The sequence below is a fragment of the Acinetobacter haemolyticus CIP 64.3 = MTCC 9819 genome (assembly GCF_000369065.1).
GTDB classification, from domain to species: Bacteria; Pseudomonadota; Gammaproteobacteria; order Pseudomonadales; family Moraxellaceae; genus Acinetobacter; species Acinetobacter haemolyticus.
Genome location: NZ_KB849807.1, coordinates 1 through 14,526, shown reverse-complemented (window position 1 = coordinate 14,526; position 14,526 = coordinate 1). Strand labels below are relative to the sequence as shown.

At 40.7% G+C, this 14,526-nt stretch carries 10 protein-coding genes; 7 read left to right on the top strand and 3 right to left on the bottom strand.

The window, feature by feature from the left end; translation table 11 throughout:
* Positions 1-8: 8 nt before the first annotated feature.
* The 3 genes from F927_RS12805 (at position 9) to F927_RS12795 (ending at position 3,178) form a co-directional block, all read left to right on the top strand.
* Positions 9-446 carry a DUF2946 family protein gene (locus F927_RS12805; RefSeq protein WP_005085667.1) on the top strand — a complete coding sequence of 146 codons (438 nt, stop codon included), beginning with the start codon at positions 9-11 and terminating at the stop codon, positions 444-446.
* Positions 447-519: 73 nt separating this feature from the next.
* Positions 520-2,616, top strand: a complete 2,097-nt coding sequence (locus tag F927_RS12800) for a TonB-dependent copper receptor (RefSeq protein ID WP_005085666.1) — start codon at positions 520-522, stop codon at positions 2,614-2,616.
* Positions 2,617-2,860: 244 nt separating this feature from the next.
* Positions 2,861-3,178: a hypothetical protein gene (locus F927_RS12795; RefSeq protein ID WP_004637505.1), complete on the top strand. Its 318-nt coding sequence runs from the start codon at positions 2,861-2,863 to the stop codon at positions 3,176-3,178.
* Positions 3,179-3,240: 62 nt separating this feature from the next.
* Here the strand turns inward: F927_RS12795 and F927_RS12790 are convergent, their stop codons facing one another.
* On the bottom strand, positions 3,241-4,038 hold the full coding sequence (locus F927_RS12790) for a hypothetical protein (RefSeq protein ID WP_005085665.1): 798 nt from the start codon (positions 4,036-4,038) through the stop codon (positions 3,241-3,243).
* Positions 4,039-4,372: 334 nt separating this feature from the next.
* On the bottom strand, positions 4,373-7,864 hold the full coding sequence (locus F927_RS12785; protein ID WP_005085664.1) for a PAS domain-containing hybrid sensor histidine kinase/response regulator: 3,492 nt from the start codon (positions 7,862-7,864) through the stop codon (positions 4,373-4,375).
* 186 nt (positions 7,865-8,050) lie between these two features.
* Between F927_RS12785 and F927_RS12780 the strand changes: the two genes are divergently transcribed.
* Together F927_RS12780 and F927_RS12775 are read left to right on the top strand one after the other, a co-directional pair.
* Positions 8,051-8,383 carry a DUF485 domain-containing protein gene (locus F927_RS12780; protein WP_004637510.1) on the top strand — a complete coding sequence of 111 codons (333 nt, stop codon included), beginning with the start codon at positions 8,051-8,053 and terminating at the stop codon, positions 8,381-8,383.
* 1 nt (position 8,384) lies between these two features.
* Entirely contained in the window at positions 8,385-10,100 is a 1,716-nt protein-coding gene (locus F927_RS12775; protein WP_017394442.1) for a cation acetate symporter, read from the top strand.
* 55 nt (positions 10,101-10,155) lie between these two features.
* Here F927_RS12775 and F927_RS12770 read toward each other — a convergent pair whose 3' ends face one another.
* Positions 10,156-11,364, bottom strand: coding sequence for an oxygenase MpaB family protein (locus F927_RS12770; protein WP_005085660.1), 1,209 nt, complete (start codon positions 11,362-11,364; stop codon positions 10,156-10,158).
* Between the two features lie 85 nt (positions 11,365-11,449).
* Between F927_RS12770 and F927_RS12765 the strand changes: the two genes are divergently transcribed.
* Both F927_RS12765 and F927_RS12760 read left to right on the top strand, forming a co-directional pair.
* Positions 11,450-12,046, top strand: coding sequence for a TetR/AcrR family transcriptional regulator (locus F927_RS12765; protein ID WP_004637514.1), 597 nt, complete (start codon positions 11,450-11,452; stop codon positions 12,044-12,046).
* A gap of 277 nt (positions 12,047-12,323) precedes the next feature.
* The gene (locus tag F927_RS12760; protein WP_005085659.1) at positions 12,324-14,297 is read left to right on the top strand and encodes a BCCT family transporter; all 1,974 of its coding nucleotides are present in this window, start codon (positions 12,324-12,326) and stop codon (positions 14,295-14,297) included.
* Positions 14,298-14,526: the final 229 nt, after the last annotated feature.

The following is a 14,526-nucleotide window of genomic DNA, read 5'->3' as shown; positions in this document are numbered from 1 at the left end:
ATTTGAAGATGCTTTCTTTGTTTCGTTGTGGGTTATTGCTTGCGTTTACCGCGGTCTGTTTACAGATTGCGGTATTCTTGCAGCCATTACTGCCGAAGCAATATCAGATTGCACCGGTCTGTGAAACGATTACACAGGCGTTGCTACTACCGAAAGTCATAACAGCGCATAATCAACATGCGCAGCACTCTTCGCATCTTGGTCATCAGTTTGATCAGACTCAGGCATCGGTGTCACAGCACGATCACCACGATCCCAATCATCAATGCCAATATTGTACCGTTTATGCCAACTTGATCTTGCCACCTGAGCTTGGCGTCAAAGAGGTTTTAGTTCGGATTCAAATCCGTTTAGTTGCATATCAGCAAGCTTTTAAGCATGTTTATTTTGCACTACAACGATTGTTCTTATTGCCCCAAGGGCGGGCTCCACCTCTTTCAGCATAAATTAAAACTTTATTTTATTAGGGTTTGCATAACTCTAGCCCAGTTTTACTTATGTTTTTAAGAGAGACCAATCATGGCTCAACCTAAATTTTTATTACAACCATTAACGGTTGCGATTCTTGCTGCCTCAAATACCGCGATGGTATGGGCAAATGCTGAAGTTCAACCACAATCTCAAACGGCTCAAGTGATACTTGCACCGATTGTCGTCACCGCACAACAACCCAATCAAAACAATGGTTTGGTGGTACAGGCCGATCCGAAGAAGCCCATCCAACCTGTGCCAGCAACAGATGGGGCAGATTATTTACAAAGCATTATGGGTTTTAATGCGATTAAAAATGGGGGAACCAATGGTGATGTAACGTTCCGTGGAATGTTTGGTTCACGGATTAAAATGCTTGTTGATGGTAGTGAAAATCTAGGGGCATGTCCGAGTCGTATGGATGCCCCAACCTCTTATATTCAGCCTGAAAGCTTTGACAAAATTACCGTGATTAAAGGACCACAAACGGTACGGTATGCAACACCAGGTTCGGCTGCCACGGTGATTTTTGAGCGTCAACCAGAGAGTCTCAGCAAAGATCAGCCTTATCGTGGGCAGGCGAGTGTGGTAACAGGGTCATATGGACGTTTAGATCACAATGTCGAAGCCGCAATTGGGGATGAGACGAAATATGCACGTTTGAATGCCAATCGCTCCGTAGCCGACAATTATAAAGATGGTGATGATCAAACCGTTCATTCTAATTGGGAGCGTTGGAATGCTGATCTCGCCTTAGGTTGGAAACCGACACAGGATTCATGGTTGGAACTGCGTGCTGGTAAGGGAGATGGCGAAGCAGCCTATGCAGGCCGTAGTATGGATGGTTCGCAATTTAAACGAGAAAGCCTTGGTTTACATGCTGAACAAAAGAATCTAAATGAGGTGATTAAAAAGATCGAAGCCCAAGTGGATTATAGTTATAACGATCACATCATGGATAATTTTAGCTTGCGTACACCACCCATGACGACGATGAAAATGCATGGTATGGACATGACTATACCCAATAAAATGTCGATGCGTGTTGATCGCCGGACCTTAAATACGCGTTTCGCCGTAACAACTGATTGGGATAAGTTTAGTGTCATTTCAGGCGTAGACACACAGCATAATAAACATGGTGGGGACATGGTGATGTATGCCATGCCGTCAATGAATTCACCTTATGCTGAAGATTTAAAATTCCAGTCTTATGGTGGGTTTAGCGAGTGGACCTACAATGTTGATTCTGACCAAAAACTAGTTGCAGGTGCACGTATTGATCAAGTCAAAATTGATAACTTGAAAAATGGTAAAGATCGCCGTGATACATTGGCAAGTGGTTTTATTCGTATCGAAAAAGCTGTGCCTGAACATGGCGTAAAAACCTATGCAGGCTTGGGTTATGTTGAACGTAGCCCAGATTTCTGGGAGCTCTATAGCACTTCAACAAATCGTGGGATTGGAGCAACCGATATGATGGGGAAAACCACCTATCGTATGCTTGATAATTTAAACAATCTCAAAAATGAACGTACAGCACAGCTGGATGTTGGTTTTCAAACAGAACATGGTGCATGGAATACTTGGGCTTCTGCTTATGCCGGCTTAATCAAAGACTTTATTTTGTTGGAATATAATACACCGGCTAAGAGACAGCCTTTGGCGCGTAATGTGGATGCAACGATTGCTGGGGCAGAAGCGGGTGTAGGTTACCAATTTAATGATCAGATCCAAGCGGATGTATCCACCATGTATGCTTGGGGAAAAAATACCTCTGATGATCGTGCCTTGCCACAAATTGCACCTTTAGAAGGACGTATTAATCTTCGTTATGTCGAGGATAAGTATAGCTTGGGGCTATTGTGGCGTGTGGTCGCTAAGCAGAATCGTATCAGCCTAAATGAAGGGAATGTGGTGGGTTATGATATGAATGAAAGCAAGGCGTTTAATACATTAGCAGTGAACGGTAGTTATCAATTAACCAAGGCAATGGATGTTTCGGTTGGTATTGATAACCTTTTAGATAAAACTTATACCGAGCATCTTAATAAAGCAGGCGCTTCGATGTTTGGTTATGGCGCAAGTGAACAGTTCAATAATATTGGTCGAAATTACTGGATGCGCATGAGCATGAAGTTCTAATTGTAAAATAGCAAAGTGATTATTTATAATCACTTTGCTAACTTTTATAATTATAGTTTTTATATGTTCGTAGTAGATGCGGAAAAATAATAAATTCTTTAAAACAATTGAGTAATCAGTTACTAAAAGTAGGTGTTGGATGGGTCTGCTTAGTTTACTAAATTAGAGGCTATGTTTTTAGCAGAACATATTATTCAGTAATAATTAATATGATTTTTAAAAATTTAATGAAGGTTGGTTTGTTGTGAAAAAAATTATTGTTATTCCCTTATTTTTGATAGCTGCGTTTTTCGCTGGAAAATTAGCATTTAATTTAATATATAATAAGGAAAATGAAAAATATATCAATGAAATAGTATATCAGGATCCAATTGTTCAAAAAGAATATGGGGCTATCAAAAAATATAATGTTTATAAAGCTGGTAAAAGTTTGGGTAGGTCAGGTTTTTATGATTTTAGAATAGGAATTGAGGGTAGGAATAAGGCTGGACAAATTTATTTGAAACTATATAAAACAACAGATGGAAAATTAGATAAATATGAGATCACTTTGCTGGATTAGATCCTTCTTTAGCTCTAATATTAAAAATAAAAGCCACAATCGATCTTGTGGCTTTAGTTCGGTTAAGCCAAGCAATCTTGTTTTGGCATTAGGCTATCGCAGTACAACGGATTGAGAGCACATTGTAGGTCATCAATCTGTTCTTGAGTGACATATCCATTGGCTTTGAGATATTCGGCGACACGATCATCACGTAGACTTAAGAATGCAGCATCATAAACGCCCAGATCAACAAACAAAGCAGCCGTTTCTAAGCTGTTAAAATGATCTAAGAATACATCATTTTCATACATCAAGAAAATATGCCCAAATTCAGCTGTGCTACGAATTTTTAAATGTTGTGCCAATTGTTCAGGGCGTGTTTTGATGAACAATAAATCTGAAAGCTCATCAAATTGAGTACGATCGAGTTGGTTAGCCCCTACTTTGACATGACCAAGCCATGCTTTAAAGACAAGCACCGCACCGCCACGTAATAACATACTCCACATTTGATATCGTGTTTCTTCATCGAGATGTGCTGATTCAGTTTCTAATGTATTTAAAAACAATTCTTCCTGTTGAGCGAGCTTTTCAAACAGTCCAAGTCCCTGAGGCTGATATGCAGCAGGTGCAAATACATCAAAATTCAATTCATCAAAGACCTTTAAAGCCAAAGGAATTGCTGTTTGATAAAGCGTATCAAGTGCACGTATATGCGCGTCATTTAATTTATTTTGTACAAAAATCGCATTCCAGTCCAATTCTGGCAATAACGCATTGGCACTGTATTGGCGATAAAATTGCTGTGAACGAAGTTCTGTTGTGGGCTGCTGGTTTATGTTCAATGTCCTTTCTGATAATAATGATGAGAAACCCATGAAACATGAACCTAGGTTCCTCGTGATTCGCATAAATTTATGCGCTATTCAGAAAGCAAGCAGAATACGACTAAAGTCTTATGTGTTGATTTTTGTATTTAAAGTCTAATGAAAACAATAGGATGATAAATTGTAAATAAATATACAAATGTTCTGTAATGTAAGTGAACATTTTTGCCATAGTCAAAAAAGCTTTGAGCGTTTTGGTCACTTAATCATCAGCTAAATCCAATTATTTTGATGCTTTCCGCCTATGTTTCAAAATATATTGCTATTTTGTTGAGACATTACGCTTTTGACCAAAGAGAAATCTCTAATCAGTTCACAGAATTGATTACATCGGCATAATTTTTAATCCTGATAACCATGCCCGTAAAGCAGCCGGTTTTAAGGGTTTTCGAAGTAGCACAATATTTTGCTCTTTGAGTCGTTGCGGTAATTCAGGATCTGAATCTGCGGTGATCAACGCAACTGGTACATGGGTAGGTCGATGTTGCTCAATAAAATCTAAGCCGAGTTGGTCATGGTTTAAATGCTGATCGATCAACCAGACTTGGATATCTTCTTGTTCAATCATTTTAAGTGCCTGAACTGGTTCGGTGGCAGTGAAAATTTTATATCCCCATTTACCTAATAAGGTGCGCATACCTTCTAGAATGGTCTCGTCATTGTCTAGGCATAGTACTTTGTAGGCAGTATGTTGCAGCGCAGTATTTTGTGTAGGTACGACATGAGATTTTCTTGCTTCCGCCAAAGGCACTTCAATCATAAAGCAGGAACCTTTGCCTAATTCAGAGTACACATAGACTGGAAAATCCAATAAATGAGTCATGCGTTGGACAATAGCCAAGCCAAGCCCCAGTCCTTGTTCTCCCCAAGGTGAGGTATGTCCGCAGCGTTCAAACTCTTGGAAAAGTTTGATCCGTTGTTGTTCATTAATGCCTGGTCCTGTGTCCCATACACCAATCCGGATATGATGTGGACGCTGGGCTGAACGTAGAACACCGACCACGACACGACCTTGGGCAGTATAACGCAGTGCATTACTGACAAAGTTTTGGATAATACGTCGCATCCATTGTGGGTCAGTATCGACCCAAAATTTTGTATCGTGGACATGGAGCTGAATCTTTCGTTGAGCGGCAATCGATTTAAATTGCAGTTCAAGATCGCTGAGTAAATCATGTAGTGCGTAAGCTTGACGTTTAGGCTGGATCGTTCCGCCTTCTAATCGTGCAATATCTAGCAGTGCAGACAACATGCTCTCCGCCCCATATAAGGCGCGATCAAGTTGTTGCAGTGTTTGTTGGTCTTCGGCTGAATGTACGCTTTGTTCTAATGCGGTACTGAACAAGCGTGCAGCGTGCATGGGTTGTAGTAAGTCATGGCTGGCTGCGGCAAGGAAGCGGCTTTTAGATTGATTGGCTTTATCGGCTTGCTCGAGTGCTAATTGCTGTTCTTTCAGTGCATCTGCAAGCTGCTGGGTTCGGTCGTACACACGTTCTTCGAGTACCGCTTCATTGGTACGGAAGGCCGTAATATCTGCAAAGGTGGTAACAAAACCACCGCCTTTAATCGGATTGCCTCGCATTTGAATGACACGCCCATCTTTACGGATTCGCTCAAACTCATGTGCACTTCCAACCTTCATCCAGTGAAGGCGTTTACGTACATGTTCTTCAACAGGACCGGGGCCACATTCACCACGTTCTGCGTTATAACGAATCAAATCGGCAATCGGGCAACCGACATAAACCAGATCTTTGGGATAATCAAACAGTTTTAAATATTGATTATTCCAAGCAACCAAACACATATTTTTATCGACCACGCTTACACCTTGTGTCATGTGATCAATCATGGTCATCAACAGGTTTTGATTAAAACGTTGCCATTGTGAGGCCTGATCCAAAATATTGGCCACTTGTCCCAAGGCCAAACCATTATTGATGAGTGCTGTGGTCAATAAAGTTCGTGCAGAGGCTGCCCCAATAATGCCAGCGAGATATTGTTCAGTGAACCGCCACCACATACCATTGGCGACATGATTTTCATTTAAAACAATGTGGTTCTGTTCGCAGAATTGTTGGAAGGCTTGGTTGGTTGGTCGTTCTCCCGTAATGCGTTTGGCAAGTGCCAATAAGTCTCCAACTTTGAGCCGAGCTGCATTTTGATGTAAATCATTCAGATCTACAGTTGCATGCGTAGATGCTACAGGCTTGGTTTCATAATAAAAAAAGCTCTCAGCCTGAATTTGCTCGGCAATACTTGGGCGGTAAAGTCTTGAAATCCAGATATATAAAATGAGATTCAATCCTAAAGACCAAAGCACACCGTGTGTTAATGGCGCAAACGACTCAAAACCGAGTAGCGCTTCAGGACGGAGGCTATGAATGTTAAACGGCCCAAACAATAAGATATGTTGGGCAATGTTCTGATAATCTTCAGGCAGACTGCGTAATAAGGTCGGAAAAAGTAGAGTATAACTCCACATGAAAAAACCAACGATCAATCCGACATAGACCCCTTGGCGACTCGCACCACGCCAATATAATCCGCCGATGAGAGAAGGTGCGAATTGTGCTACGGCACTAAATGCTAAAAGACCAAATACTGAAAGTTGATTAATATCATTAAAGAAATTAAAAAATAAAAAGCCGAGTAACATAACACTCAGAATACTGATGCGCCGTGTTAGCTTAAGCACTTTGGGAAGCTGGGGATCATGTCGAGAAATCACTTTGAAATGCCAAAGTGCAGGCATAATCAAATCGTTACTCAGCATGATGGAAAGTGCGACTGACGCAACCAGTAACATTCCTGTGGATGCGGAAAAGCCTCCCAAGAAAGCTAAAAGCGCCAGCCAATCCTGCTGATAGCTGAGTGGTAATGCTAAAACAGCAATATCTGAGGTGCCCAATGATTCAGGAAGGGCATTTAAAGCCCAACTCGCGATAGGGATGATCGCGAGTGTTGTTAAAATTAAATAGATGGCAAACCAGAGTCGTGCGCCATGAATATGCTTTTCATCACGAAGTTCAACCACAGCAACATGAAATTGGCGTGGAAGGCAAATCATCGCAAGGGCAGCAAGTAAAGTTTGAACCCAGAAGGTTTCAGGTACGCCGAGTTGCTGTACATTATAAAAATGCTGCGATACATCATGGCTGACCTGTTTAATGTTTTCAGGGGACTGCAACAAGAAAAATCCAGCAACACAGAGTAAAGCAAACAATTTGACAAAAGATTCAAACGCGACGGCAAGCATGAGCCCACCGTGTTGTTCAGTATTTGCAATATGACGTGTTCCGAAAATCATTGCCAAAATGGCTAACAGCGCTGTAAGCATCAAGACACTGTTGGTCGTGGTATGAATTTGTGAGTTGGGTTCTAAAATTACTGCCGCACTTAAGGCAATCGCATGGAGCTGAAGGGCGAGATAAGGTACGATCGCGATTACTGCCAATATCGTTACTAAGGCTGCCAAACGACCACTTTTGCCGTAGCGAGCAGCAATGAAATCAGCGATGGAAGAAATGGAATGGTATTGTCGGATACGTCCTAAACGTTTCCAAATATCATAACCAAACCAAATAAATAATAAGGGCCCAAGATAAATAGGTAGAAACAGGATTCCATCACGGACAGCTGCACCTGTTGCTCCGTAAAATGTCCAAGATGAACAATATACCCCTAAGGTCAGGCTGAATAGCAGCATTCGACCACGTGCACTGAGGCGACTGGCGTGTTTTTCTCCAAAAAAAGCACAACCAAATAACAGCGCAATATAAAGTGCGAGTATGCCAAGAATAAGCCAACTGTTCATATTGCTCACGTGATCAAATTCCATTTTTTATCATACCCGAAGCACGGGCTTGGAGATGTGTATCAATGCGTTTGTAGCGACCAAAGTCTAAGTTACGGCATCATCATAAACTTGCTAACTTGGATAGTGAAGAATCCCGTAGAGAAAAAGGGGTCCATGGTCGGACACAAAAATAAGGAGTTGGTTATGGATGATTCACAAGTAGATCAGATTCTACGAAATCCAAAATTTAAGGAAATGGTGAGAAGGAAAAGCATCTTAAGCTGGACGCTCACAGGAATTATGCTGTTTATCTATGTCGGTTTTATGCTTTTGGTCGGCTACAACAAAGAATTTTTAGGAAGCTCATTTAGCGGAGGAGTAACCACTGTAGGTATCCCCCTTGGTTTGAGCATCATCGTGTTGTCATTTTTATTATGTGGTGTCTATTCCTATATTGCCAATAATAAACTTGATCAATTAAACGAAGAAGCACTCAAGGAAGTTGAGGCGATTACGCATGAAAAAGGGATGCACTAAGATGAAAGGAATGTCATTTACAGCAAAACTTTTCGCGGTGATCAGTTTTTGTTGTTCAAGTATTGCATTTGCAGGACCTGATTTGGGCGCGGCAGAGCAACAAGCAACCAACTGGCATGCGATTATCATGTTCGCAATTTTTGTTGGTTTAACGCTATTCATTACCAAGTGGGCCGCAAAGCAAACTCAATCTGCTAAAGACTTCTATACTGCGGGTGGCGGTATTAGCGGTTTCCAAAATGGTTTGGCGATTGCTGGTGACTATATGTCTGCCGCATCGTTTTTGGGTATTTCTGCCATGGTCTTCATGTCAGGTTTCGATGGTCTCCTTTACTCACTCGGTTTTATGGTCGGTTGGCCCATCGTATTGTTCTTAATTGCCGAGCGTTTACGTAATTTAGGTAAATATAATTTATCAGATGTGGTGTCTTTCCGTCTGGAAGAGAAGCCTGTACGTACTCTTGCGGCAATGAGTTCATTGGTGGTGGTTGCATTTTATCTGATTGCACAAATGGTAGGTGCAGGTCAGTTAATTAAACTACTCTTTGGTCTGAACTATAATGTTGCGGTAGTGATTGTTGGCTTACTGATGATGGCGTATGTCATGTTCGGTGGGATGTTGGCAACGACATGGGTACAGATCATTAAAGCAGTGATGTTACTCAGCGGTGCAACTTTCATGGCCTTTATGGTGATGAAAGGTGTTGGGTTCAGCTTTACCAATATGTTCAATCAAGCGATTGAAGCCTATGGTCAAGCGCATAACTTAAGCTGGAATGAAGCTTTAAGAATTATGAGTCCTGGTTCGTTGACAGCAAATCCGATTGATGCTGTTTCACTGGGTCTTGCGCTAATGTTTGGTACGGCTGGTTTACCACATATTCTAATGCGCTTCTTTACCGTTAAAGATGCGAAAGAAGCACGTAAATCGGTTGTAGTGGCCACAGGTTTCATTGGTTACTTCTACCTTTTAACCTTTATCATTGGTTTTGGTGCAATCCTATTCGTTGCCAACAACCCGCAATTCCTTGATGTTGCAAAAATGGCAGTCACTGGAAAGTTAGAGTTGATGGGTGGGAATAACATGGCTGCGGTGCATCTGAGTGATGCCGTCGGTGGCGATTTATTCATGGGCTTTATCTCAGCGGTTGCTTTTGCCACAATTTTAGCGGTGGTTGCTGGATTAACTCTGTCAGGTGCATCAGCGATTTCACATGATCTTTATGCAAACGTATTCAAAAAAGGGAAAACTACGCCTGCATCTGAGCTACGTATGTCAAAAATTGCAACTTTAGGTTTAGCTGTTTTTGCGATGGTACTTGGTATTTTATTCGAAAAACAAAACGTTGCATTCATGGTCGGTTTAGCATTCTCGGTTGCATGTTGTGCAAACTTCCCGATTTTAGTGTTATCTATGTTCTGGAAAGGGTTGACTACACGTGGCGCAGTTATCGGTGGTTTAGTAGGCTTGATTGGTGCGGTCAGCCTCATCATTCTTTCTAAAGCTGTTTGGGTTGATACGTTGGGTATTTCTGACACTGCACCAAACCCATTCAACGGTCCAGCATTATTTGCGATGCCACTCTCATTCTTCTGCTGCTGGTTCTTCTCTGTAACGGATAAGTCAGCACGTGCTGAAAAAGAGCGTAAAGCATTTGATGCACAGTATGTTCGTTCAATGACTGGGGTGGGTGCTACAGGTGCATCTGATCACTAATCAACATGTTGATATAAAGATAGAGCCCTCAATTGATTGAGGGCTTTTTCAATTGTTATTGATGCATACTGGCAAGTTGTTGTGATTGCTTTCGATATAACGACAGCCCCGTTTTCTGTAGTTGTCGTCCATTTCGTTCAAGAAATTGGTTGATTGGCGCAATATATTTGGCACTGGTATAGAGGGTGAGATTACGAAGTATCAGATAGTAAGCAAACCATGACGCAGACTGAGCATCTAAACCAAGGCGTTTCATTTTCTTACGACCAATAAAAAACTGGGTAATTTCTAAATGTTGTTTATAGGCGAGTTTCTGTTGAAAAGTACGTAAATAACGGTATTGACGTTCAAAAGGTTCTTTGGAAAGGCTAGATCCCAGTGAAATACTGCTCGCATCAGATTTAGGATGAGCAAACTGCATCCAGTAAATGAGTTTCCAACCATCACGCTCTTGATCAACCAGCCATTTCTCTTCAATTCCCATTAACCAGCCTGCATATTTCCAAAAATGTAAAAAACTATCGACTTCCTGTTTATTTGGGAAAATACCGAGAGCGCGGATACCAATTAAAACCACGCCACTAAATGCAATATTGGTCATTGCTTGGTCATATTGATTGATTGGAAGACCCCATGTTTCAGCATCCCATTTTTCTGACTTTCTCAGTTGATGGCGAACCAGAGCGTGAATGAAACGAACGTAGATCGTTGAGGTAAAACCTTTACTAAAACGTGTAAAGCCATCTGGTTCAGTGATATCCACCCACCATTTCGTGGTTTCAGCAAGACGAGTGCCAGCTTGTTTTTTTAATGCACCTGTCAAAATCAATGGCTGATTAAATCCAGGATACATGTAGCCTGTCATTAATGATAAATCTCTTAAAATCAAACCATTATTGATACCTAGTCGATAGGTAAATTTGATTGCAGCGTCAATTTTATGTTGCTCATACCAAACTGGTTTTTGTTCAACCAAATGAAAAAAATCAGTAAGCTCTGGAATGTTATGGGGGAGTTTATCGAGTCCTTCATAAAGTGCGGTTTCAAAATACTTACGGTGTAGTTTGGGGTTTTGCAACATCCACTGCATCACTTGATCCATTGGCTCGTCACCACTTTGTAATGCTGTATTGAGTGCCAGATATTCGTCATAATTTGGCTGTATGTCTTGGTTAACTAAATAACTTAATACTTTGCTGGTGATACTGGATTGGACCATTTTTTCATAGGAAGCCAAACGCTTAGGTTTATTTAGATTTAGCATTGCATCACGCCTTAGATTATTATCTAATCAAAGCTTAATACGAATAAATATTCGCATTCAATTCGCATTTAAATCGAGGCTGTACATGAGAAAACGCCCACAGCAACAACGTGCCAAAATGATTGTGGAAAGTATTTTAGAGGGTGCTCAAAAATGCATTGCTGAGCATGGGGTGCTACAGGTCACCACGCCTAAAATTTCTGAAAAATCAGGTGTTGGTGTTGGCTCGATTTATCAATACTTCGAAAATAAAGAGCAAATTATTGCCGAGTTGCTATTACGTAAAAGTGAAAATTTGGGGCAAGCTTTAAAACAGTTAGTGGTCTTGCAAGAGCAAGCTTCTATTCAAGACATCATCACATTAAGCATTGCCTTTGGTTTCGAAACATTAAAGTCTGATCAAGGCTTTTTTATTGAGATTTTAAAAAATTGGCATGCCTATAGTGAGTCTGAAGCCGCACAGGTTTTGGAACAACATTTTCTAGAAATAGGGATGTATTTGTTTGGGCGATATTATCCCCAGTGGGACTTTGAAACCTTAAAGCATAAATCTTTTGTGATTATCAATAGTACTTTATTTACCATGATGCGTTATGCCAGTAAAAATACATTTTTAATTGAAGAACAAAGACTTCAACAAGAATTAGCGAAAATGATTATTGCCTTTTTAACGACGGATTAAATGTCACATTGTGATTATCAACGCACAGTAATGTGTAGTGTATTGGTGAGCAAAGTGGTTGATGATTAGGTGTTCAGTACATTCTTTGTTACCCTAAAAAATAACCGACATAGTGGTTTTTTATTGGAAAGTTATCATTTCTGTACCCACAGCTTTGATAATTCCTTTTATAAACTCTGATGAGTTTTTTTATAGTTTAGACGTTTTTAATTATTCACTTTCCGTCTTCTAGTGTGCCGAAGCGACGCAATAGCTATTAGAATAGTATGGAGAAAATATGCATTCCAAAACACCATCTTGGTTGTCCAACGTCAACCGAAATGTTTTCTTTAGCACGGTATTGATTATTTGCGTATTCCTTTCGTTTGCAATCTTTACCCCTGGTATTTTTGAGAGTTTATCTGCCCAAGCAAAACAATGGATTACCGATTCTTTTAGTTGGTTCTATATTTTATGTGTGGCGATTTTTCTTGTTCTTTTGGTTTATATCGCCTGTTCTGCAAGTGGCAATATTAAACTAGGCCCAGATCATAGTCAGCCAGACTATAGTAAAGGTTCATGGTTTGCGATGCTGTTTACTGCAGGTATGGGCGTCGGACTGATGTTCTTTGGTGTGGCTGAACCGGTTATGCACTATGTAACCCCACCAAATAGTGATCCTGAAACAGTGCAAGCAGCCAAAGAGGCATTGAGAATTACTTTCTTCCACTGGGGAGTACATGCATGGGCTGTTTATGCGTTGGTAGGTTTATCACTGGCATATTTTGCTTATCGTCATAATTTACCGCTTAAAACACGTTCTGCCTTATATCCGATTATTGGTAAACGTATTTATGGGCGTTGGGGAGATGCAATTGATACCTTTGCGACCGTTGGTACGATTTTTGGAGTTGCGACTTCATTAGGTTTCGGTGTGTTACAGGTCAATGCAGGCTTAAACTATTTGTTTGGTCTTGATCAAAGCACATCTACACAGATTATGCTGATTATTTTTGTCAGTATTTTGGCAGCTTTATCTGTATTTGCAGGTCTAGAAAAGGGGGTGAAACGCTTATCTGAGCTGAACTTAATCCTTGCCGTCGTTTTGGTTACCTTTGTTTTTTTAGTTGGACCGACATTACATCTATTACGTACTACGGTTGAAAATACTGGACAGTACCTTTCAAATCTATTTGTGATGACCTTTAATCTTCAAGCTTATGAGTCAACAGGCTGGATTGGCGGTTGGACCGTATTTTATTGGTCTTGGTGGATTGCTTGGTCTCCATTTGTAGGGATGTTTATTGCTCGCGTATCCCGTGGACGTACCATTCGAGAGTTTATTCTTGGGGTCATTCTTATTCCAACAGGCTTCACGATTGTATGGATGGGATTTTGGGGGAATGCCGCACTGTTTAGCATCATGCAAGAAAACAATATTGCCTTGATGCAAATGGTACAAGAAGATTCATCAGTTGCTCTTTTTGAGTTTTTAAATCATTTGCCGCTTTCTGGTGTCATGAGCTTATTGGCTGCGATACTGGTTCTACTCTTCTTTGTGACCTCAGCCGATTCAGGTGCATTAGTGGTGAACTATTTAACTGCCAAAAATGAGGAAACGCCTGCATGGCAAAGAGTATTTTGGGTGGTACTGATTGCAACACTGACGATCTGTTTGTTGTTGGTTGGTGGTTTATCAACTTTGCAGGCATCAATGTTAGTCAGCGCACTGCCATTTGCGTTAATCATGTTGCTGATGAGCTGGGGTTTATTAAAAGCATTAAATCTTGATGCGACCAAAGCCAAAATGTTGACTGAGGCACGAACAACACCGAGAGCGATGAACAACCCGCGCAGTTGGCAGCAACGCTTAGGTTTGATCATGCATTACCCGCATACTGAAGAAGAGGTCAAGCAATATATTGCGACACAAGTAAGAAAAGCGTTTGAGGCTGTACAAGCTGAATTTAAACGCCGTAAATTACAAGTCAGTATTGATGAAACCGAACAAGGTTTACGCTTACGTGTGGATCACCATCAGGAAATTAATTTTGAATATACGGTTTTTTCACATCAAACCACGCCACCTAGTTTTATGTTGGGGCAAAGTGAGGCTGAGGATGAAGACCGAGAATACTTTCAAGCTGAAGTATTTCTACGAGAAGGTGGTCAAAATTATGATGTGATGGATTGGACACAAGAAGATTTGATCCAAGACATTATTGATCAATATGAACGGCACTTATATTTCCTCAATGTGGTTCGTAGTTAAGCCTAATCGATCAATCAAAATAAAAAAGATGTCCAATACGGGCATCTTTTTTCATTCAGAACGATAAAAAGTGCATATTTTCGCGGATAAAATAGACAAACCCACCTTTTTTGTCGAAAAAAGAAACATGCAAAAGGAAATAATAAGAAAAGGGGTTGTGTTGGGTTGTGAATGCTGTAGAATGCACATCCATCGGCGGTGATGCAGATAAAAACTTGTTGATAAACAA